We start from the raw sequence: 26,847 nt of genomic DNA, 5'->3' as shown, positions 1-26,847 counted from the left end.
GTGCCCTCGGTGTCTCGGTACAGCTCTACCGCGTCCCGTTTGAACTCGTCGGGATAATTCTTCCTTGCCATCGGTGTCGATCATCTCGCTTCCCCCGCCAATCTTGCGGGATTCAGCGTGTCCAACACCCGGGGTCAGGGTCCTTTCGACACACCGCAGTCAGGACTTGTGGGATACACATCGTTTGAGTGAGCTGTCGTGCCGCGTGCGTGACAACAGGGCGGACCACTCGCGCGAGGTGATTAGACGGGGTCGACGCGAGTGGCGAATGCAGGGTCTCCGAAGGGCCTGTCTCTATGAAAGCGAACGCCCACCGTGGCCGCAGCGCCGTCAATAATCCCCCACGAGGTCTGGCGCAGGTGCGCGGCAAACAAGTCCCTGCTCATTCCATTCTGCCGACCCTGATCGATCCACCACTGGGTCGCTGATAGACCAGCCCCTAGGATAGAGGCCACTGCTACGGCGACGAGGGACTCGTCGCCGCCGACCTCTCGGAGGCCACGAGCGAACTCGTCAGAAATGATCTCCATTGCCGATCTCAACTGATCTGCGGGCCCTCCCTCGCCGGACTCAGAGTACTGGAACATGTGTTTCGTCATGAGGAAACGGACGACCGCTGGATGGTCGTCGACCAAGGATACGTATGCAGAGATCGCTGAACGGAAAAGCTCGTCAACGGAGCTGTCTTCCTGTCCGGAGAGCAGAGTTGACTGCGCTGACTCCCACATCATCGAACCCAGACGTGCTGCCACGGCGGAATAGAGCCCAGCTCTGTCACCGAAATGGCGGTAGAGCTTAGGTTTCGACGCACCTGCCTCTTCCGCAATATCGTCCATGCTCACGGCATCGCCGAACTTTTCGATCGCGCGTATAGCGGCGTCGACGAGTTCAGCCTTAACGACAGCGCGGTGGTCGTCCCAACGCGTGCTTCGTGCGTCGCGCACACGACGCTGCACTTTCACCGGGGCCGCGGAGATTCGACGGACTACAGACATGGCCTCCTACGTTATCAGGATGGACGACTCGTCGCGCCAGTGAGCACGTGGCGCCCGCGTGGCCGTGACATTGGTGAATGAGACGAGCTTCAGGCGGATCTGTCTAACCTGGCCACAGCTGAATTGAAGTCTCCAACGGCCTCTAGGTTGGACATGTGACCGACCTTGTCGAGAAGAGTGAATTCGAATAGAACGCCCCGCCGACCCAGTCGCGCTGCGAGATCCACCGAATGGGCCGCCGGGGTCAGTCTGTCGGCATCGCCCACGATGACCGCCGCCGGCACTGTCAGCGAGTCAACCCCCCTGCTGACGTCGATTGTCGCCAAAACGGCACCCCACATCCCCCGCACCTGTGGTGGGCATCGCAACACGATGTCGGCGCACTCATCGACTACCTCGACAGTCGCGCCCGGGCCCAGGGTTCCGTAACGAATCAGGCGGCGAGACAAACGCGTGTCCCGCACCTCGGGTCCCGCGACCGCAAGACTAGCCGCGAAGGCCCGTTCAAGTCTCGGTCGTAGCTGTCGGGGAACTTTGAGCAACGTTGACCGATCCACCAACTGTGATGGCCCGGTGCTTGCCAGTACTACTCCGCGGGCCAGCTCCGACACCGAGGCTGGGTACTCAGCTGCCCAGCTCATGATGGACATACCTCCCATGCTGTGTCCGACCACGACAGCCTTGTCGGTGGGAGTGGCGACCGCCCGAACTACGGCCTCCAAGTCATCGGCCAGAAGTCTCGCCGAGAACGGTGCCCGGCCCCGGTCGCTCCACCCGTGTCCGCGTTGGTCGTAGACCACTACCCTATGCGTCGCCGCGAACTGCTCGATCTGTGGCCGCCAGAAACGCCCCTGACAGGCCCAGCCGTGACTAAAGACCAGCAGTGGAGCATCCCGGCCCGGGCCGAATTCCTGGGCGAATAACCTGGTTCCGTCGGAGGAGAGGACCTCTAGGTGCCGCGACACTCGCGACTCGCTCGCTATCTCAGAGGTCATCGAAGCTCACCGTGACTGCATCCGTCAGCGGAAGTGCCTGACACGCAAGCCGTTCACCGTCGGCAATGTCATCTTCAACGAGGATGTGGTTTTGTGCCATCTCTACATCACCCTCGACCAGCTTGCATACGCACGCGCTGCAGGCCCCTTCTCGGCAGGAGTACGGGGCATTGTGACCTTGGGCCAATAGCACGTCGAGCAACGGAGTGTTGCGCGGCCACTCAGTCGTGATGGACTGCCCATTCAGATAGACTGTGGCGGTCGCCACACCATCGTCGTCACTGAGCTGACGCATCGTGGCTATGTCGAACGGATCTCCGGTCAGTGACTGAAAGACTTCTCGATGTACCGAGGAGTGCTCGACACCGCAGGCCTCCGCCGACTTCTGCACCAGATCCATGAACGGCGCCGGACCACAGGTGTAGATCTGTGCACCGCGGTGCTCACGTATGGCGGATTCGACATCCTCAGGTGCCGGAATCCCCATAGCCGACTCCAACCAGTGGAAGACCGTGAAACGCTCGGGGAACTCGGAGGTGATCTGCGCCAGTTGGCCCTCGTACATGATCGACTCGGCATCGCGATTCGCGTAGAACAGTGTGACTTCGCCCCCGCCGCACACAAGGGCCGACTTAATCAGCGACAAGACCGGAGTGATCCCACTTCCTCCTGCAAAGAAAAGAAAATCGACGTCGAGATTCTTAGCCGTGAAGTGCCCTGACGGCGGGAGGACGGTCAACTCCATTCCCGGGATCGCGTTGTCGCACAGCCAGTTCGATGCGTAACCGTTCTCCGTCCGCTTGATCCCGATCTCGAGACGGAAGTCCTCGACGTGAGGCGAGCTGCTCAACGAGTAGCATCGTGCGACATGATCGGTCCGATCAGATGGGATCTTCACGGTGATGAATTGCCCTGGGACATGCTTGAACTCCTCGACCATGGCATCGGGGATCTCGAACGAAATGGTGACGGAGTCTTTCGTTTCCTGGGTCACTTCTGAGACGGTCAAGGTGCGTGAGCGGGCTGCGGCAGCCGGACGTGCATCGGGTTCGACGGTCACTTGAGGATCCCCTGTCTACGTGCGACCGCGTAACCCGCCCGTGTCAGTGGCGCCGCGATGTCCTGGTAGCGGGGACCGATCACCCGTGCCACGAAGTCGAAACCGCGGGCGTCCGCACCGATCAACACTCGTGCCTTCTTCTTGTCCATACCTTTGAGGATTGTCGCCGCTGCTTTATCCGGGGTGCTTCGTGCGATCCTGTCGAACAACGAGGCGACAGTCGCGGTGTCTGCCCCCATGGCGGAGACGCCTCGGGCATTGTTGACGATGTTGGTTTTTACACCCCCCGGGTGCACACACGTCACTGTGACCGGGTATCGACTGATTTTCATCTCCTGTCGGAGCGCCTCGGTGAAGCCTCTGACGCCGAATTTCGCGGCATTGTATGCGCTCTGGCTGGGGATTCCGATCAAGCCGAAGACGCTCGACGTGTTAACGAGATGTCCGTCCCCGGACGCGATCAGGTGAGGCAGAAACGCCTTCGACCCGTTAACGACTCCGCCAAAGTTGATGCCCATGAGCCAGTCGAAGTCTTCCCAGGTCATGTCGACCACGTCGACGCCCAAGGCCACGCCGGCGTTGTTGAACACCATGTCGACGTGGCCCGACTCTGACCGCACTCCGTCGGCATAGTCCTGAAACGCACTGCGGTCCGCAACGTCTAGTACGGCGGCGGTTACCGTCGCCCCATACGTGGTGCGGCAAAGTTCTGCAGTCTCCTTCAAGTGCATCTCATCAATGTCGGACAGTGCCAGTGCGGCACCTCGCTCCGCCAACTGGAGTGCCAAAGACCGCCCGATCCCTGACGCGGCACCGGTGATCACTGCCACCTTGCCTGTGTAATCATGCCGGTCAGAATTACTCATGTCGTCTCATCATTTCTACGAATCGTGTCTCTCCGTGCGTTCGGGCTCAGGCGATGTCGTACTCAGCGGGGTCGAAATCTTTTGTGGCGCGCCAGTACTGCCATGTGAAGCCCGGCCACACGGTCCGGTTGACGCCCTGCGAGTCGAGATACCAACTCGTGCAGCCGCCGTTGGTCCACACTCCCTTGGCCAGCTTCCGCTGGATGTCGGTGTTGAACCGTTCTTGCACGGACGGGCGTACGTCGACCTTCTCAGCGCCTCGGCTTTCTACTGTGTCGATAGCCTTCATGATGTATTTGATCTGTTGCTCGATCATGAACACCACTGAGTTGTGGCCGAGGCCCGTGTTGGGTCCGAGGAGGAAAAACAGGTTGGGAAAACCCTCGGTCGTGATGCCCAGGTGCGTGTTAATCCCCGTCTGATGCCAGTGGGACGGGAGATCCTCGCCAGTGGCACCTTTCAGGGCGAGCTGATCGAAACCATCAGTCACGTGAAAACCGGTCGCATAAATAATTACGTCAATGGGGTGCTCGACGCCGTCTGAGGTGACGATGGAATCAGCGGTGACCCTCTCAATCCGATCGCTGATGACAGTGGTGTTGGGCGCCGCAAGTGCAGGGTAATAGTCGTTTGACCCCAGAATTCGCTTACAGCCGATGCGATATGAGGGGGTCAGTTTCTTGCGTAGTACCGGATCAGAGATGGAGCGTTCAATGTTCCACCGAGCGACCCGTTCGATTGGCCGCATAAGGTTGGAGTGACCGTTGAGGCCGAAGGCTAGGCTCTCCGCACCCCAGTACACCGACCACCTGGCGATACGACGTGCAATCGGGAGTCTGCTCAGAAGAGTCCGCAGGGCCGGCGGAACGGTGAAATTCTTGCGGGGTAGGACCCAGGCAGGGGTTCGCTGGAAGACCTTGAGGGACATGGCCTCCTTCTGCACGAACGGCACAAACTGGATAGCGCTGGCACCAGTGCCGATCACGGCGACACGCTTGCCCTCCAGATCCACCGAATGATCCCACTGTGCGGAGTGAAACGCTTCGCCTTTAAAGTCCTCAATCCCCGAAATTTCGGGAAAATTGGGGATATGCAGCGCACCGACTCCTGAGACTACGAACTGAGCAATGTACTCACGTCCGGACTCAGTACGCAGGTGCCACCGCGACTCTGACTCGCTCCAGTATCCGGAAACCAACTTCTGACCGAAATGAATCTTTTGTGTCACGCCGCGCTTGTCCGCCACGTCTTGTAGATACCGCTCAATTTCTGGTTGTGACGACCACACCTTCGACCAGCTACCTCGACTCTCGAATGAGTACGAGTACATCAGCGACGGGACGTCACATGCACAGCCCGGATAGGTGTTGTCGCGCCAGGTTCCACCGACGGAGCTTGCCTTCTCCAGGATTAGAAAGTCGCTGTACCCGCGACGTCTTAGCTGTGCGGCCATCCCGAGACCAGAGAACCCGCTTCCGATGATCAGAATCTTGGTCGAAATCGGGTCGTCGGTTGAGTCAGTTGTGGCGGCGGCGCGCGAGGCGCGCCGGGTAGTTGATGATGCCATGTTTATGCTTTCTCCCTCGTGGGTTCGTTGGCACAACACATCCTGCGCACAGTGGCAGCAGGTGATCTGTTGAGGCGGAGGTGATCGCGAAGCCATCGAGAATGCTCCGCACAGGTCTAACTGATGTCGACCGCGACGTCTCGGCCGCGTGAACGGAGATCAGCGGAGATCGTCGGGAAGGCTCCGCGTCGCGCGCCACATGGCCATTGTGAATTTGCCTTCCAGCATTCCCGCCTCATGGAAGAACCGAATCATGGGCTCCGACATGAACTGCAGGTTGGTCCGATAGTTTGGGCTGGTTTGTTGTGCCCATACGCCACGCCAGCGGCTAATTCCCACTGCGGGGTACACTTTCGGATTTATGAGCAGCGGGTACGCCAGGTTCGCGATGACGGCAAGCACTCCTCGGTGCCAAGCGCGCGTCGCCTTACGTCGACGCTGCATGCCTTCGATCATCTCCAGTCGCGCAAAGGTAATGTGACGGGCTTCCTCGAGGACATGGATCTTCATGAGCTGGCGAAGCTGAGGCTGCATACCGGGGTCGTTCATCGCCTCGCGCTGGGCGCGGTCCAGGATTTCCTCGATCAGCAGCGTGGCTCCGGACACCGACGGTCCGAGGGGGACGAAATGCAGGATCTTTGCGAAGCTCAAGAAGCCCTTAGGGAGCTTGTAAGGGGGCACGCCTGTTTTGTTAATAAGGCGTGCGAACATAGTGGAATGGCGGGACTCATCGCCGATTTCTGTTAGCGCGTATAGGGACTTCTGATCGGTTAGGGCCCCCTTTGCCGACATGCGCAGGAGCGCCGAACTCAAGAGGTTCTCTGCGTAGATGCCGAAGCTGAGGATGCTCACGATCTCGTGGCGTCCCAGCTCGCGACGCTGCTCCTCGGTCATCTTGTTCCACAGTTTGGTGCCGTATAGCGACACCCGGTGCTCTGGCAGAAAGTACTTGCCTTCCTCCCAGGGCGACTCCCAGTCGATGTCGATCTCCGCGTCGTAGAACTTCTCTGCGGAAGACCGCAACAATCGACCCGCCGATCGTTCCATGTCGACGGGCTTGCGTCCGTTCACCCGAGCCATGCCTTCCGTCGAAAAGTCGGGCTTGATCTGGACATTCTGCACGGTCATGTCGTCTCCTCGGTCGTTCAAGGCTGGGAGTTGGGTCCGACGCCCAGCACCCCGCCCAGTACCCATTACTTGTAGTATCTGGTACTGCTAGTATCCACGAGCCGCGTTACTTGTCAATGCTCAGTGCGAAGAAGGTAGGACTCATGTACGACGACCATGACCTCGACTACTCCGGCGAAGGGACCCTGGTGTGCCGCGGGACGGAGATCCATGTCGAAGCGAAGATCAAAGGCTATTTCCAGCCGCTGAACGGCCTCTACACCTGGTATGGCCGGATTCAGAAGAATGATGAGCTCGACGAGCTCCTGGAAGGCGCCCGCGCGATCGCTGTATTTACGACCCCCGAGGGCCGAGCGGAGTGTGTCGTCGGGGATCCCGACTTCTGGGGCCGATACCGCATCTCAGGTAAGAGCACCCCCCCATACCACCTGCCCACCACTCTCGAGGAGGTCGAAGACATGGCCGAGCACCACAAGTGACAATCATCCACCGCACGGACGTTCGCCAGACGGATCCGAACGATTGGGTCGCCCACTTCAGGTCGAGAGGATATTGCACATGGTGAGTTCGTCTCCCATTCGAACCCGCTCGTCGAGAGGGGGCGAGAAACTCGGCGAATACAGTCCGACCCTTGAGCGGGTTGCATGGTTTACCCTCCGCCGCAAAGGGATTGTGACGCTGGTTTGGCTCGGTGCCGCTATCGGCTTAGGCCTTCTCTTTCCTCAACTGGAGTCAGTGGTACGGGAACAATCTGTGGATCCGATCCCGGCCGGAGTCCCGTCTTTTCAGACCTTGGACCGTATGGGCGCCTCTTTCGACGAGCGCGGCGCCAAGACCACCGTATTCGTTGTGATGGAGAACAGTGCAGGCCTGTCCGACAACACCCGCGATCGATACCACGTGCTTGTCGACACCCTGCGGGCGGACGACAAGCACGTCATCGCCGTCCGAGACCTGCTGAGCGATCCCCTCACTGCGAGTCAGGCTCTCAGCAAAGACAAGCAAGCCTGGTATCTGCCCGTGGGAGTGACCGGCACACTCGGGGGACCCGATACCGCGGAGGCGGTCGCAGCGGTACGCGACACCGCGGAGAGAATCTTTCGCGACACTGAGACGAGAGTCCGTGTGACAGGCCCACCCGCGACCTTTAGCGACCAACTCGCCGTGGGCGAGTCGGATCTGGTCCTGATCACTGTCGCCACCGTGCTGCTGATCGCCGTGATCCTCCTCGTCGTCTACCGTTCGGTGTTCACCGCGCTGATGCCGCTGCTTGTCGTGGGCATGAGTTTGGCCGTGGGTCGCGGAGTTCTATCTGGACTAGGCGAGCTGGGCATGCCGGTATCCCAGTTCACCTCGATGTTCATGACCGTCATCATCTTCGGTGCCGGAGTTGACTATTCGGTGTTCCTCATCAGCCGCTATCATGAGGGTATTCGAGCAGGCAACTCTCCTGATGCCGCTATTGCCCACGCGAATGCAACTATCGGCCGCGTGGTTCTCGCATCGGCGGGCACTGTGGCCCTAGCCTTCCTGGCTATGGCCTTCGCCAAGCTCAGTGTGTTCAACACTTTGGGGCCGGCCTGCGCAATCGCCATAGCATTCGCATTCTTGGCGACGGTGACATTGTTGCCCCCCGTGCTCTCCTTCGCTGCCAAGAGAGGGGCCGGCCTTCCCCGCCGTGACCTGACGCGGGATTACTGGAGAAGAGTCGGAGTCATGGTTATCCGGCGGCCGGTCCCTCTGCTCGCGATCAGTGTAGTCGCGTTGATTGGCCTCGCCCTGGTCGCCGCAACAATTCAGATCACCTACGACGATCGAGAGGGGCAGCCAACTGACACAGGGAGCAACGAAGGCTACGCGCTGCTCAACCGCCACTTTCCGAAAGACATCATTATCTCGGAATTCTTGGTGGTGGAGTCCGAGAACGACATGCGCACGGCTCAAGGCCTTGCCGACCTCGACCAGTTGGCATCCCGCGTCGCGCAGATTCCCGGCGTGACCAGGGTCATTGGCGTGACGCGGCCAACCGGTGAGAAGCTGCAGCAGGCGCAATTGTCTTGGCAGAACGATCAGATCGGTACCAAGATCACCGAGGAGACCGGAGATGTACAGGCCCGCAAGGGTGATCTGGCCGTCCTGAAGACCGGATCAGAGCAGCTCGCCGGAGGCCTGGCACTGCTAGAAGACCAGATCTCATCCAATCTCGCTCCGCTGTCGGGGTTGCTAGACGAGGTGTCGTCATTTGGCCCACAACTCGATGAGTACCGGCCGTTGGTGAACCAACTCGCGAGCGCCGCCCCAACGCTTCGACAGTTCTCCCAGCGAGCGCCTGAGCTGTCTCAACTCGCACGTCGGGCCCAGTCTGCGGCAGACGCGGTCGCGCCAGCGTTGTCCGCATTGGAAGCTCCGTGGTGTCAGCAGATCGCGCAGTGCTCGGCACTGCGCGCGCAAACGGCCGACATCCGGGCACTCGCGGATGATCAGTCGCTCGCGAGGGTGGCTAACTTTGCCGCGCAACTCGGCCGCGTGAGTGCGCCAGGCTCTACCGACATGGCACAGCTGCAGCGTTCTCTTCAAACGCTGAATTCTGCACTACAGACCATCGGTGGACAGGACCTCGGGAACAGGGTCTCGCAACTCGAGTCCGGCGTCGGCGCACTCGCCGACGGCGCACGTCAGTTGTCGAACGGAGTCGGGGCTTTGGTGGACAGCAACGTTCAGCTACTCGGTGGACTAGCACAGGTCGCCGCACAGCTTCGGGCTCCCGCCCGCGAGATCGGCGATTCTGATTCGGCAACCGGCTTCTATCTCCCCGCGGATGCGTTCAAGGACCAGCAGTTCAGTCAGGTCGCTCGACAGTTCATCTCGCCCGACGGGAAAACCGTGCGCTATGCGGTACAGACCTCCTACGACCCATACTCTGCCGATGCAATGACGCTGGCGAACGAGCTGTCTAGCGTCGCCGAGAACGCGATGCCGAACACCACTCTGGAGGGCGGACGTGCTTCGGTCGCGGGCTTTCCTGCGATCAATGCCGACGTCCAGCGGTTGTTGTCGTACGATTTCAAACTGCTTGGCATAGCCACACTTCTCATCGTGGGTCTGATCCTGATGCTGTTGTTGCGGGCCGTCGTTGCACCGGTCTATCTCCTTGCAACCGTCGTCTTGAACTATATGGCGGCTCTTGGTATCGGTGTGCTCGTACTTCAACACATCCTCGGTGCCGGGATCGCCTGGCCAGCTCCACTGGTGTCGTTCATCGTCTTGGTGGCGGTGGGCGCTGACTACAACATGCTGCTGGTCTCACGCCTGAGAGAGGAGACGAGAGCGAGCGTGCGGGTCGGAGTAATGCGTACCGTCGCCTACACCGGTTCGGTGATCACCTCGGCCGGGTTGATCTTCGCAGCCAGCATGTTCGGGCTGATGGTCGGCTCCATCGATGTGATGGTGCAAATCGGGTTCATCATCGGTGTCGGTTTGCTGCTCGACACGTTCCTGGTGCGGACCTTAGTAGTCCCGGCACTAGCGGTGCTGCTGGGCACTGCAAGCTGGTGGCCGGGTGACATCGACCGCTTCCGGCGCGCCCCGGGACCATCGCAAAAGACACGCGGACGGACCCATGGGGATCTGACAAGCGTCGGTCCCTGAACTTCCCGACCATCCCGTCAACAGGTAAGGATCGGCATAGGGCATGACGCGGCACGGTCGCTCGTGATAGACGAATTGCGTCCGTACAACGCTAGACGGTATGGGTGACTCCACGGCGATGTGGAGAAATTGTCAAGACCTGTGGATCGGGGTGTTTCAGGCGACCTCCGTTCCGGTGCGCTCGTCACCGTTTGAAGGCGGTTGCGGTGGGGTGATGTCGGTGGGCCGTTCGAGCAGTTTGCCTTTGTGGAAGACCGCGCCGGCACGGATGAGCGAAGTGCACGTCAGTGAGCGACTGGGCGACGGGCATATCGACATCGCCACCGATGCGGGCATCGTGATCGCCCGCCACCGCCTCGCCACTGCCGGATCGGGAGCGCAGGTGCGTGACCACGGCCATGTCGTCGCCTTGGACACCCTGACCCAAGCCGGCGCCTCCTCCAGTCGCCGGCCGCATCGCCGCAAGGAACGCATCCCGCCCGGCGAGACCGCACGAAACGCCGCAGAAGCGCTGCGCCGCAACACCACAACCACACATCCCGCCACGCCGACAGAGGCGTCGGTGATCGATCTGAGCGTGTACGACGCGCCGCACAGAACAGGACCCAACTCCCATGACCACCACCAGTGCGACAGCTGCTGACGACTCGAACAGTGCTGCACCGCAGTCACAATCGTCGATCTCGGTGTACCAGCAACTACGTGGGCACCTCGCTGTACTCAAACTCGACTCCGCTGCGTGACGGCGCTCATTGAAACTGCCCAGTCCTGCTAACTGAAACTGCTCACTTGTGTGGCACCGCCTACAAGGGCGGGCCTTCCTCGATGCTGATGGTCTCTGACCACACATCAGCCTTCGAGGGAGACCCGCTCGTTCATGCTCACACAAGGAGAATCCGTGGAAGCACATGCCCTGCGAAAGCAGGGATGGACGATCTCGGCGATTGCCCGGCACCTGGGCTGCAACCGTCGCACGATCCGCAACTATCTCAACGAGACGACCACGCCGGGAGTCCGGGCCAAACCCCAGGTCGATCCGTTCGGCGAGTTTGTCGACTACGTGACCGCGCGGCTGATGGAGGATCCGCATCTGTGGGCGCGCACGTTGTGCGACGAACTCGAGGACCTCGGCTACCGGCAGTCATATCAAACGTTGACCCGGCAGATCCGGGCGCGCGACTTGCGTCCGGTATGCACCGACTGTGCAACCGCGACCGACCGGGCCAATACGGTGTCATTTGCCACCGTGAAGGGACCACCTGGGCTGATTGTTTGCCATAGGGATGGGACCACCTGGATTGCCAGTTATGGGACCACCGGCGCGTCGCGCTGGTGGTCCTTCATTTTGTCCGTTGACTCGGCCGTGACGATGTTCACGCCCACCCCCATTCGGCAGGAGGATCAGGCAGCTCCACCCAGTCCCCCTGGGTTTCGGCGCCCGGCGGATGCTCGATCACCGTATGTCATTTGCCACTGCTATGGGACCGCCTGGATTGCCACGAGGATGGGACCACCTTGGCGCGTTATTGAGGATGCTCTGCGGGGTTGGGTCGGTCAAGTCCGGGTCGGTGTCGTTGGCGGTAGGAGGGGCCTTCGATGACGAGGGTGTGCGCGCGTGAGGTGAGTCGGTCGATGGCCGATTGGGCCAGTAGCGCGTCGGCGGTCATGGTGAGCCATTCGGCGGGTTCTCGGTTGGATGTGACGATGGTGGTCTTGGTCTGCTGGTGGCGTTCGACGATGAGTTCGTAGAAGTCGTTGGTTTCGGTCGCGTCGAGCGCTCTGAGTGCGAAGTCGTCGATGATCAGGATGAATCACCCCAGGTTTTGTGCCGCCTCCAATGTGGGCTGGTCCTCGGGGCCGAGGCCAGCGTAGTGGAGCGTTTCGAACTCGGTCGGGGGAATCTGGCCAATACTCGAGTGCAACCTGCTGTTGTTGTACCAGTCGACCCAACCAGCGGTCGCGAACTCGACGTCGGAGATCGTCCGGTACGGGCCGGAGTGGAAGATCGTGGTCCGGATGCACTCGGTCTTGTACAAGCCGTTCACCGACTCGGCCAGCGCGTTGTCGTAGGCGTCCCCGACCGATCCGATCGACGCTGCGATGTCTTCGAGTCGCAGACGCTCAGTCAGTGTAACCGATGTGTACTGACTTCCGGCATCCGAATGATGAATAAGCTCAGCAGCTTTCACCGGATGCCCTTCCCGATTGCGCTGCCACAGTGCCATCCGAAGCGGGACTGTCACCAACTCCACCGACTTCGATGTCGAGGCATGCCATGCCACGATTCGACGGGAGAACACGTCGATGATGAACACCACATACACCCACCCAGCCCAGGTCCGGCAGTAGGTGAAATCGGTCACCCAAACCCGGTTCGGTTCGGCAGCACTGAACTGTCGGTTCAACAGATCCTCCGCGCGGACACCATCAGCGGATCTGACGGTCGTTCGGACTCCCTTCGACCGTCGAATTCCTTGGTGGCCTAACACTTTCATCGCTCGATCAACGGCACCATAGGACACCCCAGGCAGAGTTGTGCGATGCAGATGGGCGCGCATCTTCACCCGCCCGTAGAGGCCCTCGGGAGTCATCTTCCGCCGGCCGTCGTCACCGGTGCGCCAGACGACAGTGCGCACCGCATCGACGACGTGGGCATCAGAGACCGTCCGTGCGGCAGGCGTGCGTGATCGCCATGCCCGGTAGGTTCGTGCGGCAATCTGGCAGCCCTGCCCACGCAGGACCCGGCAGATCGACTCGACCGCAAACCCGTTGGCGCGCATCTGATCTATGAACGCCACGATCATCGGTTGCGGGGGTCGAGTTCCCCCGCGAAGAAAGTTGTCGCTGCTTTCAGAATGGCAACGTCTTCTCGTAACTGCTTGTTCTCGGCCTTGAGGCGCTTGATCTCGGCGGACTCCTTCGTAGTGGTCCCGGAGCGGGCGCCGGCATCGATCTGGGCTTGTACGGCCCATCGACGTACCGTCTCCCCGCCGACACCGACCTGCTTGGCGATCGCTTCGGCCGCGGCAGTCAACGACGTGTACTCGCCGCCGTGGGCCTCCAGCAACCGCAAGGCCCTCGAACGGACCTCCGGATCGATTTTCTTAGGCATGTGCCCATCCTTCCTGACTCAGAAGGAAGCGGCATCAAACCTGGGGTGATTCAGGATGTCGACGGCGGTGATGCGGCGGAGTTCGGCGTCGACGCTGTTGTCGAGGCGGGCGGCTTTGAGTCGGTGGAACAGTTTGTCCGCTCGCGCGAACAGCACTGTTTTGCGTCGGCCGATGGCCATGTGGCCCAACGCGTTTGCTAGGTGTGTTTTGCCGACTCCGACGGGGCCGAGCAGGATCGCGGAGTGGCCGGCGTCGATGAACCGCAGGGTGGTGAGGTCCTCGAGCAGGGGGCGGTCGTAGAGTAGATCGTCTGCCGCGCGCCAGTTGTCGATCCGCATGCTGGGGTCGAGACCTGCCTTGGCTGATCGTCGGGCGGCGGAGCTGGATTCACGCCGTGAGACTTCATCGGCGAGCAATTGTTGCAGGAACGTCAGGTGCGAGGTTTTGTGTTGGCGGGCCAGGGCTGCGCGTTGGGGCAGGGTGTCGGCGAGGGCTCCGAGTTTGAGGGTTTTGAGCAGGCCGAGCATGTCGGCGCCGACAGGTTCGGGCACACTGTTGGTGGTTCGGGTCATCGGTTCACTCCTGAATGGTGTTGTCGGGGTTAGGAACAAGTGTCAACTGTGTTCTGTTGGTTGCGTATTCGGAGGGGTCGCGGGCAAAGCGAGACGATTCCGACCCGGCGGCCACGGGCATGTCCGGGTGGTGTTCTCGGTGGCCTGCTCAAGCATCGAGGCGATCTTGGGCACGGCGATGACATCGAACTCCAGGGCGGTGGCACAGGCAGCATCGACAGGTCCGGGCCCGTAGGTGCGCACCAGGCCGAGCAGGGTGTACACCGCCCGCACCCGAGACCACGGGCGCGGGTCGTCGACGATACGGGCCGCGTAGAGCCCGATATGGGGGCCGTGATGCTCGCAGGTGGCCTGCAGCTTGCTGATGTTGCGCAGCGCGTAGGCGGCCTTGTCTGCGGGGTAGTCGTTGGGGTCGGTGCTCTGCCCACCGGCGGGCTGGCGCCGGGTGTTGCTTGACCAACTCGCCGCGGTGATAGAACTTCACCGCTTCGCTGTCCAGGCGAACGTCCAGTGTCGAGCCGATCCAGGTTTCTGTCAAGCCCCGAGTTTTGTGGAGAGTCGGTTAGCTGGTTTCCTGTAACAGAATCCGATGAAGGTTGTCGCCGTGGGCCTGCCAATGGAGTTCCTCGAACTCCGCCGGCGGAACATGCCCGATCTCGCCATGGAGCCGTCGCTGATTGAACCAATCGACATACTCAGCGACAGCGATCTCGACATCGTCGATTCCCTGCCAGGGCCCCTTGTTGCGGATCAACTCGGCCTTGAACAAACTGTTGTAGGCCTCCGCCATCGCATTATCGTACGAATCACCCCGTGAGCCAACGGAAGCCACCGCTTCCGCGTCGGCGAGTCGCTCGGTGTACCGAACCGCACGGTACTGCACGCCGCGGTCGGAATGGTGGACCAGCCCCGACAGATCCGCCCCGCCGTGGGTGCGTCGCCAGATCGCCATCTCCAGCGCGTCGAGAGCCAGGTCGGTATACAAGGAGGTCGCGACCTGCCAGCCGACAACCATCCGGGAGAACACGTCGATGACGAAGGCTGCATAGACCCAACCGGAGAATGTCTTGACGTAGGTGATGTCGGCAACCCACAGCTCGTTCGGGGCGTCGGCGACGAACCTGCGCTCGACCAGATCCGCGGGTCGTTCGGTCTCAGCCTTCGGTCGGGTGGTGCGTGGACCCTTCGCCCGCACAATACCTTTCAAGCCTGCCTTTCTCATCAATCGTTCCACGGTGCAACGCGCCACCGGCACCTGCTGCCGCTTCAGTTCGGCATGGACCTTGCGGACGCCGTACACGCCGTAGTTCTCGGCGTGGATCGTGGTGATCTGTTCGGTCAGCTCCCGATCCCGGATCGTGCGTCTCGCTTCGGGACGTGCCGTGGCGGCGTAGTAGGTGCTCGGCGCGATCGCCGCGTCGGTCTGTTCCAACGCCTCGCAGATCGGCTGGACGCCGTGCTCGTGCTTGTGACGGTCGATGAACTCGACCTTCATCTGTGTGGACGGTCCAACTCCGTCGCGAAGAAAACCGAGGCCTGCTTCAAGATCGTGTTCGCGCGACGCAGCTCGCGGTTCTCGCGTTCGAGTTCGGCGATGCGGGCGGCGTCGTCGCTGGTGGTGCCCGGCCGTAGGCCTTCGTCGGTTTCGGCGCGTTTGACCCAGGTCCGCAGTGCCTCGGGGTGGACGCCGAGCTGGTCGGCAATGCGCTTGAGGGCGCCGGCCCGAACGGCGGGGTCCTTGCGGGCATCGATGGCCATGCGAGTGGCGCGTTCGCGTAGCTCGTCGGGGTATTTCCGTGGTGCGACCATACTGGTCATCCTTCCGGGTTTTGATTGCCTCCATCAAACCCGGGGCGCTTCATTCGGGCAGTGAGTACAGTGCTTTGCCGACCGAGGCGTGAAAGTCTCTGTGCACCTTGACAGTTTTGAAGATCGGTACGTCGTAGTCGGCCGGTATCGGTAACAGGTGGGCGCGCTCGTCTGTGTCGAACAGCACCGCTGGCGCGGCGGCGGTGGTGCCGTGAATCCGCAGCCCCGCGGTGCTCTGGCACCACGCCACCGCGGCGGCCTGGGCATCGGGCAGGCTCGAGAATCGCTCACCGGCCCAAAAGTTGTTCTGCACGTAGTGGATGGTGCGTTCTACCCGCGGCTTGTCGGTTGGTGTGGCGACTCGGGCGGTGTCGGTGACGAACCCGGAGCTTGTCAAGATGTCTGTGTAAGAACGTGACTCCTGATTTTCTTGGAGCAATGATCAGAACCTGTGGATGACCCTCGGTGAGGGGGCGTTGAAAGTGGGCGCACCTTCCCGAGGATGATCTGAATATCCGAAGGTCCGATCATGAGCCGGCGTTGGCGCGCTGGTTCGGGAAGGTACGCCCATGCTCACCGTAGTTCACGATGCCACCGAGGCCACTGAAAGCACCGGCGGTGCCGGTCGGTCGTTATTGGACGAGATCGTCCGCGACGGCGCCCGGCAGATGCTGGCTGCAGCACTCAAAGCCGAGGTCGCCGCCTACGTGGCCCAGTTCGCCGACCAGCTCGATGAGGACGGCCATCGGTTGGTGGTCCGCAACGGCTACCACCAGCCGCGTGAGGTGCTGACCGCGGCCGGCGCGGTCAAGGTGAAGGCGCCGCGGGTCAACGACCGCCGCGTGGACCCCGATACCGGTGTGCGGCAGCGGTTTTCCTCGGCGATCCTGCCGGCGTGGGCACGTAAGTCTCCGCAGATGAGTGAGGTGTTGCCGCTGCTGTACCTGCATGGGCTGTCCAGCGGCGACTTCACTGCGGCGTTGGAGCAGTTCCTCGGCTCGGGTGCGGGGTTGTCGGCCTCGACGATCACCCGGCTGACCGCGCAGTGGCAGGACGAAGCCGCGGCGTTCGGGCGCCGTGATCTGTCCGGTACCGACTACGTCTACCTGTGGGTCGACGGCATCCACCTCAAGGTGCGCCTGGAGCAGACCAAACTGTGCCTGCTGGTGATGATTGGCGTGCGTACTGATGGCCGCAAGGAGCTGGTGGCGATCACCGACGGGTATCGGGAGTCCACCGAGTCGTGGACCGACCTGCTACGCGACTGCAAACGCCGCGGGATGACTGCCCCGGTGCTGGCCGTGGGCGATGGCGCCCTCGGGTTCTGGAAGGCGGTCCGCGAAGTGTTCCCAGCGACCCGTGAGCAGCGGTGCTGGTTTCACAAGCAGGCCAATGTCCTTGCCGCACTGCCTAAGTCGGCACATCCGTCGGCGTTGGCGGCGATCAAGGATATCTACAACGCCGAGGACATCGACAAGGCACAGGTCGCGGTCAAGGCATTCGAGGTCGACTTCGGCGCCAAATACCCCAAGGCCGTCGCCAAGATCACCGACGACCTTGACACCCTGCTTGAGTTCTACAAGTACCCGGCCGAGCATTGGATTCACCTGCGCACGACCAACCCGATCGAAAGCACTTTCGCCACGGTGCGACTTCGGACCAAGGTCACCAAAGGGGCCTGGATCACGCGCGGCCGGGATTGCCATGGCCTACAAGCTGATAGACGCCGCACAAGCCCGCTGGCGGGCCGTCAACGCCCCGCATCTGGTCGCCCTGGTCCGTGCCGGCGCGGTCTTCCACAAAGGCAAACTGCTCGAACGGCCCACCGACATCACCCCACCGCAACCGCCTTCAAACGGTGACGAGCGCACCGGAACGGAGGTCGCCTGAAACACCCCGATCCACAGGTCTTGACAATTTCTCATTTTCTTGTGGTCTGTGGGGTTTAGCTGAGGTGGGGTTCGATCCGGTCGGGGTAGGCCAGTGCGAGTTGTCCGAGGGCCTGTTTCCAGTTGGTGACGACCTGGCCCTCGACCAGTCGCCCGAGGGCCTTACGGGGCTGTGACCGCCTGGTCCCGCGTTCTTTGAGTCGTTGAGCGGCTCGTTTGTCTTCGATGTCGCAGATGGCCAGCCACAACAGTTTGCGGACCGCGATGTCGTTGGGGAAATGGCCGCGGTTCTTGATGACCTTGCGCAGTTGGTAGTTCAATGACTCGATCGAGTTGGTGGTGTAGATGACTTTGCGCAGCCCGGGAGGGAATGCCAGGAACGGGATGAACCGATCCCATGTCAAGCCCCGAGTTTTGTGGAGAGTCGGTTAGCTGGTTTCCTGTAACAGAATCCGATGAAGGTTGTCGCCGTGGGCCTGCCAATGGAGTTCCTCGAACTCCGCCGGCGGAACATGCCCGATCTCGCCATGGAGCCGTCGCTGATTGAACCAATCGACATACTCAGCGACAGCGATCTCGACATCGTCGATTCCCTGCCAGGGCCCCTTGTTGCGGATCAACTCGGCCTTGAACAAACTGTTGTAGGCCTCCGCCATCGCATTATCGTACGAATCACCCCGTGAGCCAACGGAAGCCACCGCTTCCGCGTCGGCGAGTCGCTCGGTGTACCGAACCGCACGGTACTGCACGCCGCGGTCGGAATGGTGGACCAGCCCCGACAGATCCGCCCCGCCGTGGGTGCGTCGCCAGATCGCCATCTCCAGCGCGTCGAGAGCCAGGTCGGTATACAAGGAGGTCGCGACCTGCCAGCCGACAACCATCCGGGAGAACACGTCGATGACGAAGGCTGCATAGACCCAACCGGAGAATGTCTTGACGTAGGTGATGTCGGCAACCCACAGCTCGTTCGGGGCGTCGGCGACGAACCTGCGCTCGACCAGATCCGCGGGTCGTTCGGTCTCAGCCTTCGGTCGGGTGGTGCGTGGACCCTTCGCCCGCACAATACCTTTCAAGCCTGCCTTTCTCATCAATCGTTCCACGGTGCAACGCGCCACCGGCACCTGCTGCCGCTTCAGTTCGGCATGGACCTTGCGGACGCCGTACACGCCGTAGTTCTCGGCGTGGATCGTGGTGATCTGTTCGGTCAGCTCCCGATCCCGGATCGTGCGTCTCGCTTCGGGACGTGCCGTGGCGGCGTAGTAGGTGCTCGGCGCGATCGCCGCGTCGGTCTGTTCCAACGCCTCGCAGATCGGCTGGACGCCGTGCTCGTGCTTGTGACGGTCGATGAACTCGACCTTCATCTGTGTGGACGGTCCAACTCCGTCGCGAAGAAACCGAGGCCTGCTTCAAGATCGTGTTCGCGCGACGCAGCTCGCGGTTCTCGCGTTCGAGTTCGGCGATGCGGGCGGCGTCGTCGCTGGTGGTGCCCGGCCGTAGGCCTTCGTCGGTTTCGGCGCGTTTGACCCAGGTCCGCAGTGCCTCGGGGTGGACGCCGAGCTGGTCGGCAATGCGCTTGAGGGCGCCGGCCCGAACGGCGGGGTCCTTGCGGGCATCGATGGCCATGCGAGTGGCGCGTTCGCGTAGCTCGTCGGGGTATTTCCGTGGTGCGACCATACTGGTCATCCTTCCGGGTTTTGATTGCCTCCATCAAACCCGGGGCGCTTCACCACGCGCGGTCGAATGCCAATGCCGCACTCGGATACTTGACCCCCAGCTCTGAGTCCCGGAAAGCCTCCCACTCACGCCGAGCGGTCTCGGCATCGGGGGCGGTGTAGATCGGTTTGATCGCCCGGGCCACGTCTTTGCGGTCTTTGTAGTTCACGAACCGCATCGAGTTGCGGATCAGATGCACCACACAGGTTTGCACCGTGGCCAGCGGCCAGGTCGCCTCGATTGCCTCGGGCAATCCGGTGAGCCCATCACAGCACACGATCAGCACGTCCTTGACGCCGCGGTTGGCCAGATTCGCACCCACCCCGGCCCAGAACTTGGCGCCTTCTTCGGCCTGTATCCAGATTCCCAGCACATGCTTGACGCCGGCCATGTCGACGCCAATAGCGATGTGGGCGTGCTTGTTTCGAACATGGGCACCGTCTTTGACCTTCACCACCAGCGCGTCGAGGTAGATGACGGGATACAACGGCTCCAGCGGCCGGTTCTGCCATTCATCGACCGCATCAAGGACCTCGTCGCAGATCTTGGAGATCGTCTCGTGCGAGAGATCGGTGCCGATCGTGGAGGCCAAATGGTGTTGGATATCGCGCAACGTCATGCCGCCGGCGTACAGCGAGATGATGATGTCATCGAGACCGCCAAGCCGGCGGGAGCCCTTCGGGACCAGCCGCGGGGTGAACGTCCCGTCACGGTCACGAGGAATGTTCAGCTCGACCGGCCCGGCCTCAGAGGCCACCGTTTTCGGGCTCGAACCGTTGCGGGCGTTGGGCAACTCCAGACCGGCCGGATCACCCTTCTCATAGCCGAGGTGATCGGTCAGCTCGGCCTTCAAACCGCGTTCGAGGGCCAGCTTGATCAGGCCCGGGATCAATCCGCCTGTCAAGCCCCGAGTTTTGTGGAGAGTCGGTTAGCTGGTTTCCTGTAACAGAATCCGATGAAGGTTGTCGCCGTGGGCCTGCCAATGGAGTTCCTCGAACTCCGCCGGCGGAACATGCCCGATCTCGCCATGGAGCCGTCGCTGATTGAACCAATCGACATACTCAGCGACAGCGATCTCGACATCGTCGATTCCCTGCCAGGGCCACCTTGTTGCGGATCAACTCGGCCTTGAACAAACTGTTGTAGGCCTCCGCCATCGCATTATCGTACGAATCACCCCGTGAGCCAACGGAAGCCACCGCTTCCGCGTCGGCGAGTCGCTCGGTGTACCGAACCGCACGGTACTGCACGCCGCGGTCGGAATGGTGGACCAGCCCCGACAGATCCGCCCCGCCGTGGGTGCGTCGCCAGATCGCCATCTCCAGCGCGTCGAGAGCCAGGTCGGTATACAAGGAGGTCGCGACCTGCCAGCCGACAACCATCCGGGAGAACACGTCGATGACGAAGGCTGCATAGACCCAACCGGAGAATGTCTTGACGTAGGTGATGTCGGCAACCCACAGCTCGTTCGGGGCGTCGGCGACGAACCTGCGCTCGACCAGATCCGCGGGTCGTTCGGTCTCAGCCTTCGGTCGGGTGGTGCGTGGACCCTTCGCCCGCACAATACCTTTCAAGCCTGCCTTTCTCATCAATCGTTCCACGGTGCAACGCGCCACCGGCACCTGCTGCCGCTTCAGTTCGGCATGGACCTTGCGGACGCCGTACACGCCGTAGTTCTCGGCGTGGATCGTGGTGATCTGTTCGGTCAGCTCCCGATCCCGGATCGTGCGTCTCGCTTCGGGACGTGCCGTGGCGGCGTAGTAGGTGCTCGGCGCGATCGCCGCGTCGGTCTGTTCCAACGCCTCGCAGATCGGCTGGACGCCGTGCTCGTGCTTGTGACGGTCGATGAACTCGACCTTCATCTGTGTGGACGGTCCAACTCCGTCGCGAAGAAAACCGAGGCCTGCTTCAAGATCGTGTTCGCGCGACGCAGCTCGCGGTTCTCGCGTTCGAGTTCGGCGATGCGGGCGGCGTCGTCGCTGGTGGTGCCCGGCCGTAGGCCTTCGTCGGTTTCGGCGCGTTTGACCCAGGTCCGCAGTGCCTCGGGGTGGACGCCGAGCTGGTCGGCAATGCGCTTGAGGGCGCCGGCCCGAACGGCGGGGTCCTTGCGGGCATCGATGGCCATGCGAGTGGCGCGTTCGCGTAGCTCGTCGGGGTATTTCCGTGGTGCGACCATACTGGTCATCCTTCCGGGTTTTGATTGCCTCCATCAAACCCGGGGCGCTTCAGCCCTCGCCGGTGATCTGGACCTGTCCGGTATCGAACTGGGCGAGCAACTCATCGACCATGCCCGAGGCGTGTAATGCCTCGGCGACTTCCGCGGTCGAGCAGGGCTCGGCCAGCTCAGGCAACGGTTCGTCGTCGTGAGCTTGCTGCTTGTCGTCTAACGCCATGCTCATAGATCTTCCTCTCACTGATGAGCACTTGGACTTACACAGACCATCTGACACCCCCGAGTACACGGCGGTGAACACCAGCGCGAACACTTTGCGGCGCTTACCTGTTGCCGCATCATCGAGCATCCCGAGGTAGCCGAAGTCGATCTGGCACTCCACCCCGGGATCCCCATCGGCCACCCGCACCGTGGTCGTGGTGCGGCGATACCCACAGCACTCGGTCGCGAACCGCACCAGCGTCCGATACGGGACCACACACCCCTGACGGGCCAGCAGGATGTGAATCTTCGTCACCGTCAACGGTTCTGGATTCTCCGGCGTTCCTCCCCTCACCCACTGCGTGATCTGTTCGCTGAACGGCACCAACGCTTCCCACGCCTGGCCATGACCATTCGGCCGCGCCGGACGCACCCCGGCCACCACCGCACCGAGCAACTCATCGGTCAGTGCCGACGCACCGACATCGCGCGTCAACCCCGCCGCCTGCGCCGCCGCGATGTAGCGTCGCACCGTCTTCCTATCGACACCCGCACGCGCGGCGATCGTGCGCAGACCCGGCGCCGGTAACCCCACCGCAAGGCCCAACCACAACCGCAGGACTTCTCTGATCTCTTCCACTGCAACCTCCCGGTAGCCCATGCCGTCGGCCCCTTCCGTGAAGACAGCTTTCCTACTTGTCGGGTCGTTGGCACATTCAGGGATGTGGCGTGGCTACCTGGCCCCGGATATGACCCGCCCGCAGGTGATCGCGGACTCGATCGCATCACCCGCCGACTCGGTGGCGTGACGAAGTCGTGGCGGTTTGACCGGATGGCCACCGTCTGTCACCCGGCCAGCGGCGAGGTGACCGCCGAGTTCGCCGCGGTCGCCAAATACTACGGGGTGTCAGTCGCAGTGTGCCCGCCCCGACGCGGCAACCGCAAAGGTGTGGTGGAGAAGTCCAATCACACTGCAGCACAACGCTGGTGGCGCACTCTTCCTGACGAGACAACGGTGGAGGCCGCGCAAACCGGCCTGGACACGTTCTGCCGCACCCGTTCGGATGCGCGGATACGGCCGACCGCCGATGGGCGGGCATCGGTGATCACGGCCGCCGCCCGTGAACCCCTGACCGCGCCGCCAGCAGCCCCGTATCCGGCGATCCTGACCGTGACGGCGCTCATCGAAATTCCCCAGTGATGCTCATCTGAATTCCCCACCCGTGTGGCTCCGCCAGAGTAGGCGGGCCTCCCGTGATGCTGATGGTCTCTGACCACTCACCAGCAACCTCGGGAGGCCCGCTTTCATGTTGACACGGGAGAACGATGTGGAAGTACATGCACTGCACAACCGGGGGTGGACGATCTCGGCGATCGCCCGCCACACCGGCCACGATAGAAAGACGATCCGGGCCTACCTCAACGGTGAGCGCACCCCGGGCCAGCGCAAGAGGCCGGCGGTTGATCCGTTCGACCCCTACCTCGACTATGTCCGGGCCCGACTCGACGAGGACCCGCATCTGTGGTCACGCACGTTGTGCGATGAACTCGAGGACCTCGGCTACACCCAGTCGTATCAGACCCTGACCCGCCAGATCCGGACTCGCGGTCTGCGACCGAAGTGTGCGGACTGCGCGCAGGTCACCGAACGGGCGAATGCGATCATCGAACACCCGCCGGGTGAAGAGACACAATGGGATTGGGTGGAGTTGCCGAATCCTCCAGCGCAGTGGGGTTGGGGTTCGACCGCATTCCTGCTGGTCGGGTCACTGTCGCATTCGGGGCGGTGGCGTGGCTATCTGGCACCGGATATGACCCGCCCGCAGGTGATCGCCGGTATCGACCGCATCACCCGCCGCTTGGGTGGGGTCACCAAGTCGTGGCGGTTCGACCGGATGGCCACGGTGTGTCACCCGGCAACCGGCGCGTTGACCGCCGAGTTCGCCGGCGTCGCCAAGCATTACGGCGTCTCGGTGGCCGTGTGCCCACCCCGGCGCGGGAACCGCAAGGGTGTGGTGGAGAAGTCCAATCACATTGCCGCGCAACGCTGGTGGCGCACACTTCCTGACGAGCTGACCGTCGAGCAAGCCCAGACCAGTTGCGACACGTTCTGCCGGACCCGCTCGGATGTTCGGGTGCGCCGAACCAAAGATGGGCGCTCGAACGTGGCCACCATCGCCAAACGCGAACCCCTGAGCGCCCCGCCAGCAGCTCCGTACCCGACGACGGTCACCGAGGTGCGGAAAGTGTCTCGCCAGGCGCTGGCGGCATGGAAGGGCAACCAGTACTCGGTGCCCCGGAGTTGGCGATGAGCGACGTGCACGTCAGTGAGCGTCTCGGTGACGGGCATATCGACATCGCCACCGACTCGGGCATCGTGATCGCCCGCCACCGCCTGGCCACTGCCGGCTCGGGAGCCCAAGTGCGTGACCACGGCCATGTCGTCGCCTTGGACACCCTGGCCCAGGCCGGCGCCTCATCGAGTCGCCGACCGCATCGCCGCAAGGAACGCATCCCACCCGGCCAGACCGCCCGACAAGCTGCAGAAGCGCTGCGCCGCGCAACCGCCCACCCCGCCACACCGACCGAGGCGTCGGTGATCGATCTGAGCGTGTACGAACGCGCCGCACAGAACAGGACCCAACTCCCATGACCAACAAGACCGACGAAACCACCACCACCTCCAATCCGAACAGTGATGCACCGCAGTCACAATCGGCGGTCTCGGTGTATCAGCAGCTACGTGGGCATCTCGCCGCACTCAAACTCGACTCCGCCGCGCAAGCCCTACCGCAGGTGCTGCAGACCGCCGCCGAGCAGGAGTGGACGATGACCTACACCCTCGAGCACCTCCTCGGCATCGAGGTCGATGCCACCGAGGCCCGCCGCCTGGCCGGGCGGCTGCGGTTCGCCTGCCTGCCCACCCCCGCCACCCTGGACGGGTTTGACTACGACGCCGCCCCCGGAGTCGACCGAGCATTGATCCGCGAACTGGGCACTTGCGCCTACCTCGAATCGGCCACCAACGTGCTGCTCATCGGACCGCCCGGCACCGGCAAAACCCACCTCGCCGTCGGGCTGGCGCATGCCGCGGTGCACGCCGGCTACCGCACGTATGTGACCACCGCCGCGGATCTGGCCGCCCGCTGCCACAAAGCCGCCATCGAGGGCCGCTGGGCCACCTGCATGCGATTCTTCGCCGGTCCCACCCTGCTGGTGATCGACGAACTCGGATACCTGCCGCTACCGGCCGAAGCCGCGTCAGCGCTGTTTCAAGTTGTGGCACAACGATATTTGAAGACAAGCATCGTGATCACCACCAACCGGTCAGTCGCCGAATGGGGTGAAGTCCTCGGCGACACCACCGTCGCCGCCGCCATGCTCGACCGACTGCTACACCGCTCCGTCGTGCTCAAACTCGACGGCGATTCCTACCGGCTACGCGACCACCACGCCCGCACCCAAAACCAGCGCACCGCCACCGCACCAACCCGACGGACGCTACAGTAGGAGCCGCCCACGGGTGGGGAATTTCAGTGAGCACACCTGGGGAAGTTTCTTGAGCCCCGTCAGCCGAAACCCGGCAGGTCTCCCGGCAGGCGTTGGTCGCCTGGCGGGGCAACCAGTACTCGGTACCGCCGGAGATCGCGATGAGTGAGGTCACCGGGCGAGAAGCGCTCGGCGACGACCATATCGACATCGCTACCGCCTCCGGGATCGTGATCGCCCGCCACCGGCTGGCCGCCCCGGGTTCGGGCGCCCAGGTCCGTGACCACGGTCACGTCATAGCGCTGGAAACCCTAGTGCTCGGCCCGCTTCAGGCGGTGGGCGTCCGCATCGCCGCAAGGAACGAATCCCGCCCGGAGAAGCCGCACGCGCCGCCGCACAAGCATTGCGCGACAAAATCTCTGGTCACGCCACCACCACCGATGCAACGGCCCCGGTGATCGATCTCGCCGTCTACGAACGTGCCGCACAGAACAGGAACACTCTGCCATGACCACGAAGAACACCTCCACTGCCTCTCCCACCGAGCCGCAATCGCCAGCAGCGGTCTCGGTGGATCAACAACTGCGCGGTCATCTGGCCACCCTCAAGCTCGATGCGGCTGCCCAGGCTTCCTGGGGTGCTGCAAACCGCCACCGACGAAGCCTGGACGATGACGCAGGCCCTGGAGCATCTGTTGGCGATCGAGGTCGACGCCACCGACGCCCGCCGACTGGCCGGCCGCCTACGGTTCGCGTGCCTGCCCACCACCGCGACGCTGGACTCGTTCGACTACGACGCCGCTCCCGGCGTGGACGCGGCTCTGGTCCGCGAACTGGGCACCTGCGCCTATCTCGAGTCGGCGACCAACGTGTTGCTCGTCGGGCCGCCGGGCACCGGAAAAACTCACCTCGCCGTCGGGTTGGCCCACGCTGCGGCGCATGCCGGCTACCGCACCTACGTGACTACCGCCGCTGATCTGGCCGCCCGCTGCCACAAAGCTGCGATCGAGGGCCGGTGGGCCACCACCATGCGGTTCTTCGCCGGCCCAACTCTTTTGGTGATTGACGAACTGGGCTACCTGCCGTTGCCCGCCGAAGCAGCCTCGCCCTGTTTCAGGTTGTGGCGCAACGGTATTTGAAGACCTCGATCGTGATCACCACCAACCGATCGGTCGCCGAATGGGGTGAAGTCCTCGGCGACACCACCGTCGCCGCCGCCATGCTCGACCGGCTCCTGCACCGCTCAGTCGTCATCAAACTCGACGGCGATTCCTACCGCCTACGCGACCAACCACGCCCGCACCCAAAACCAGCGCACCGCCACCACACCAACCCGACGGACGCTACAGTAGGAGCCGCCCACGGGTGGGGAGTTCAGTGAGCACATCTGGGGAAGCTTCTTGAGCCTCGTCACACGGGGGACACGCCAATGCGGTCTGGACTTCAGACATCACCTATCTGACCTGCGGTGAAGGCGATATGTACCCGTGTGTGATCAAAGATGAGCACTCCCTAGCGCGTGTTGGTCGCGTAACCACGCTCCACTATGCGGGGGAACCTCACACCACTCATAACTGTTCTCATCGTGGAGTATCCGATTCCCCGACGGGTCACCGAGATCCGATTGGGG

General features: G+C 62.5%; 15 protein-coding genes, 12 pseudogenes and 1 other annotated feature. Of the genes and pseudogenes, 10 read left to right on the top strand and 17 right to left on the bottom strand.

Annotated features, from left to right (window positions below; translation table 11 throughout):
• Positions 1 to 242 precede the first annotated feature (242 nt).
• The 6 genes from GAA2_RS04425 to GAA2_RS04400 all read right to left on the bottom strand — a co-directional run bounded on the left by GAA2_RS04425 (position 243) and on the right by GAA2_RS04400 (position 6,611).
• A complete protein-coding gene (locus tag GAA2_RS04425) occupies positions 243 to 995 on the bottom strand; it encodes a TetR/AcrR family transcriptional regulator (RefSeq protein ID WP_096273194.1) in 753 nt (250 codons plus the stop codon).
• A gap of 89 nt (positions 996 to 1,084) precedes the next feature.
• Positions 1,085 to 1,990 (bottom strand): alpha/beta fold hydrolase, encoded by a 906-nt coding sequence (locus tag GAA2_RS04420; RefSeq protein WP_006438834.1) that lies wholly within the window; start codon positions 1,988 to 1,990, stop codon positions 1,085 to 1,087.
• On the bottom strand, positions 1,980 to 3,050 hold the full coding sequence (locus GAA2_RS04415) for a ferredoxin--NADP reductase (RefSeq protein ID WP_006438833.1): 1,071 nt from the start codon (positions 3,048 to 3,050) through the stop codon (positions 1,980 to 1,982). The genes GAA2_RS04420 and GAA2_RS04415 overlap by 11 nt, the downstream gene beginning before the upstream one ends.
• Entirely contained in the window at positions 3,047 to 3,916 is an 870-nt protein-coding gene (locus GAA2_RS04410) for an SDR family NAD(P)-dependent oxidoreductase (protein ID WP_006438832.1), read from the bottom strand. Before GAA2_RS04410 ends, GAA2_RS04415 begins: the two co-directional genes overlap by 4 nt.
• A gap of 46 nt (positions 3,917 to 3,962) precedes the next feature.
• The gene (locus GAA2_RS04405) at positions 3,963 to 5,483 is read right to left on the bottom strand and encodes a flavin-containing monooxygenase (RefSeq protein ID WP_006438831.1); all 1,521 of its coding nucleotides are present in this window, start codon (positions 5,481 to 5,483) and stop codon (positions 3,963 to 3,965) included.
• 159 nt (positions 5,484 to 5,642) lie between these two features.
• Positions 5,643 to 6,611: an AurF N-oxygenase family protein gene (locus tag GAA2_RS04400; RefSeq protein WP_006438830.1), complete on the bottom strand. Its 969-nt coding sequence runs from the start codon at positions 6,609 to 6,611 to the stop codon at positions 5,643 to 5,645.
• Between the two features lie 143 nt (positions 6,612 to 6,754).
• On the opposite strand from GAA2_RS04400, the gene GAA2_RS04395 reads away from it, so the two are divergent.
• The 4 genes and pseudogenes from GAA2_RS04395 to GAA2_RS04380 form a co-directional block, all read left to right on the top strand.
• Positions 6,755 to 7,090: a DUF4873 domain-containing protein gene (locus GAA2_RS04395; RefSeq protein WP_096274901.1), complete on the top strand. Its 336-nt coding sequence runs from the start codon at positions 6,755 to 6,757 to the stop codon at positions 7,088 to 7,090.
• Positions 7,091 to 7,169: 79 nt separating this feature from the next.
• Entirely contained in the window at positions 7,170 to 10,259 is a 3,090-nt protein-coding gene (locus GAA2_RS04390; RefSeq protein WP_006438828.1) for an RND family transporter, read from the top strand.
• Positions 10,260 to 10,359: 100 nt separating this feature from the next.
• Positions 10,360 to 10,902, top strand: a complete 543-nt coding sequence (locus tag GAA2_RS23410) for a hypothetical protein (RefSeq protein WP_243829161.1) — start codon at positions 10,360 to 10,362, stop codon at positions 10,900 to 10,902.
• Positions 10,903 to 11,136: 234 nt separating this feature from the next.
• Positions 11,137 to 11,523 (top strand): annotated as a pseudogene (locus GAA2_RS04380) (helix-turn-helix domain-containing protein); the annotation flags it as partial.
• Between the two features lie 259 nt (positions 11,524 to 11,782).
• On the opposite strand, the pseudogene GAA2_RS04375 reads toward GAA2_RS04380, so the two are convergent.
• The 6 genes and pseudogenes from GAA2_RS04375 to GAA2_RS04350 form a co-directional block, all read right to left on the bottom strand.
• Positions 11,783 to 12,067 (bottom strand): annotated as a pseudogene (locus tag GAA2_RS04375) (ATP-binding protein); the annotation flags it as partial.
• A 3-nt stretch (positions 12,068 to 12,070) separates the two neighbouring features.
• A protein-coding gene (locus GAA2_RS04370) for an IS3 family transposase (RefSeq protein WP_159406341.1) occupies positions 12,071 to 13,371 on the bottom strand; the annotation gives its coding sequence in 2 pieces (ribosomal slippage) (positions 12,071 to 13,098 and positions 13,098 to 13,371; 1,302 coding nt in all).
• Positions 12,968 to 13,099, bottom strand: a sequence feature (AL1L pseudoknot). It overlaps the preceding gene by 132 nt.
• A gap of 18 nt (positions 13,372 to 13,389) precedes the next feature.
• Positions 13,390 to 13,944, bottom strand: coding sequence for an ATP-binding protein (locus tag GAA2_RS04365; RefSeq protein ID WP_248664699.1), 555 nt, complete (start codon positions 13,942 to 13,944; stop codon positions 13,390 to 13,392).
• Positions 13,945 to 13,986: 42 nt separating this feature from the next.
• Positions 13,987 to 14,208, bottom strand: a complete 222-nt coding sequence (locus GAA2_RS04360; protein ID WP_191834751.1) for a hypothetical protein — start codon at positions 14,206 to 14,208, stop codon at positions 13,987 to 13,989.
• A 298-nt stretch (positions 14,209 to 14,506) separates the two neighbouring features.
• A pseudogene (locus GAA2_RS04355) lies at positions 14,507 to 15,762 on the bottom strand (IS3 family transposase).
• Positions 15,763 to 15,802: 40 nt separating this feature from the next.
• Positions 15,803 to 16,150 carry a hypothetical protein gene (locus tag GAA2_RS04350; RefSeq protein WP_159406312.1) on the bottom strand — a complete coding sequence of 116 codons (348 nt, stop codon included), beginning with the start codon at positions 16,148 to 16,150 and terminating at the stop codon, positions 15,803 to 15,805.
• Positions 16,151 to 16,322: 172 nt separating this feature from the next.
• On the opposite strand from GAA2_RS04350, the pseudogene GAA2_RS04345 reads away from it, so the two are divergent.
• A pseudogene (locus GAA2_RS04345) lies at positions 16,323 to 17,643 on the top strand (IS256 family transposase).
• 55 nt (positions 17,644 to 17,698) lie between these two features.
• Here the strand turns inward: GAA2_RS04345 and GAA2_RS04340 are convergent.
• The 5 genes and pseudogenes from GAA2_RS04340 to GAA2_RS04320 all read right to left on the bottom strand — a co-directional run.
• A pseudogene (locus GAA2_RS04340) lies at positions 17,699 to 18,040 on the bottom strand (transposase); the annotation flags it as partial.
• Between the two features lie 30 nt (positions 18,041 to 18,070).
• Positions 18,071 to 19,325 (bottom strand): IS3 family transposase gene (locus GAA2_RS04335; protein ID WP_410471356.1). Its coding sequence is split into 2 segments (ribosomal slippage): positions 18,071 to 19,037 and positions 19,036 to 19,325, totalling 1,257 coding nucleotides; the frame shifts between segments, so codons are not numbered across the junction.
• 43 nt (positions 19,326 to 19,368) lie between these two features.
• A pseudogene (locus GAA2_RS04330) lies at positions 19,369 to 20,253 on the bottom strand (IS256 family transposase); the annotation flags it as partial.
• A gap of 30 nt (positions 20,254 to 20,283) precedes the next feature.
• A pseudogene (locus tag GAA2_RS04325) lies at positions 20,284 to 21,531 on the bottom strand (IS3 family transposase).
• Positions 21,532 to 21,583: 52 nt separating this feature from the next.
• Positions 21,584 to 21,754: pseudogene (locus GAA2_RS04320) on the bottom strand (IS256 family transposase); the annotation flags it as partial.
• Between the two features lie 655 nt (positions 21,755 to 22,409).
• On the opposite strand from GAA2_RS04320, the pseudogene GAA2_RS04310 reads away from it, so the two are divergent.
• The 5 genes and pseudogenes from GAA2_RS04310 to istB (GAA2_RS04290) all read left to right on the top strand — a co-directional run.
• Positions 22,410 to 22,900 (top strand): annotated as a pseudogene (locus GAA2_RS04310) (IS21 family transposase); the annotation flags it as partial.
• Between the two features lie 136 nt (positions 22,901 to 23,036).
• A pseudogene (locus tag GAA2_RS04305) lies at positions 23,037 to 24,382 on the top strand (IS21/IS408/IS1162 family transposase).
• A complete protein-coding gene (gene istB / locus GAA2_RS04300) occupies positions 24,379 to 25,239 on the top strand; it encodes an IS21-like element helper ATPase IstB (RefSeq protein ID WP_024498619.1) in 861 nt (286 codons plus the stop codon). Before GAA2_RS04305 ends, istB (GAA2_RS04300) begins: the two are co-directional and overlap by 4 nt.
• A gap of 62 nt (positions 25,240 to 25,301) precedes the next feature.
• Positions 25,302 to 25,729, top strand: a pseudogene (locus GAA2_RS04295) (Mu transposase domain-containing protein); the annotation flags it as partial.
• Positions 25,726 to 26,569: pseudogene (istB, locus tag GAA2_RS04290) on the top strand (IS21-like element helper ATPase IstB). The pseudogenes GAA2_RS04295 and istB (GAA2_RS04290), both read left to right, overlap by 4 nt.
• Positions 26,570 to 26,847: the final 278 nt, after the last annotated feature.

The sequence above is a fragment of the Gordonia ajococcus genome (assembly GCF_012974285.1).
GTDB lineage: Bacteria > Actinomycetota > Actinomycetes > Mycobacteriales > Mycobacteriaceae > Gordonia > Gordonia amicalis.
The sequence above is the reverse complement of the archived record's forward strand: the minus strand, read 5'-3'. Positions and strand labels throughout refer to the sequence as shown.

Coding starts and splice junctions, on each gene's coding strand:
- GAA2_RS04425 (WP_096273194.1), bottom strand. CDS start 995: ATGTCTGTAGTCCGTCGAATCTCCGCGGCCCCGGTGAAAGTGCAGCGT.
- GAA2_RS04420 (WP_006438834.1), bottom strand. CDS start 1,990: ATGACCTCTGAGATAGCGAGCGAGTCGCGAGTGTCGCGGCACCTAGAG.
- GAA2_RS04410 (WP_006438832.1), bottom strand. CDS start 3,916: ATGAGTAATTCTGACCGGCATGATTACACAGGCAAGGTGGCAGTGATC.
- GAA2_RS04405 (WP_006438831.1), bottom strand. CDS start 5,483: ATGGCATCATCAACTACCCGGCGCGCCTCGCGCGCCGCCGCCACAACT.
- GAA2_RS04400 (WP_006438830.1), bottom strand. CDS start 6,611: ATGACCGTGCAGAATGTCCAGATCAAGCCCGACTTTTCGACGGAAGGC.
- GAA2_RS04395 (WP_096274901.1), top strand. CDS start 6,755: ATGTACGACGACCATGACCTCGACTACTCCGGCGAAGGGACCCTGGTG.
- GAA2_RS04390 (WP_006438828.1), top strand. CDS start 7,170: ATGGTGAGTTCGTCTCCCATTCGAACCCGCTCGTCGAGAGGGGGCGAG.
- GAA2_RS23410 (WP_243829161.1), top strand. CDS start 10,360: ATGGGTGACTCCACGGCGATGTGGAGAAATTGTCAAGACCTGTGGATC.
- GAA2_RS04365 (WP_248664699.1), bottom strand. CDS start 13,944: ATGACCCGAACCACCAACAGTGTGCCCGAACCTGTCGGCGCCGACATG.
- istB (WP_024498619.1), top strand. CDS start 24,379: ATGACCAACAAGACCGACGAAACCACCACCACCTCCAATCCGAACAGT.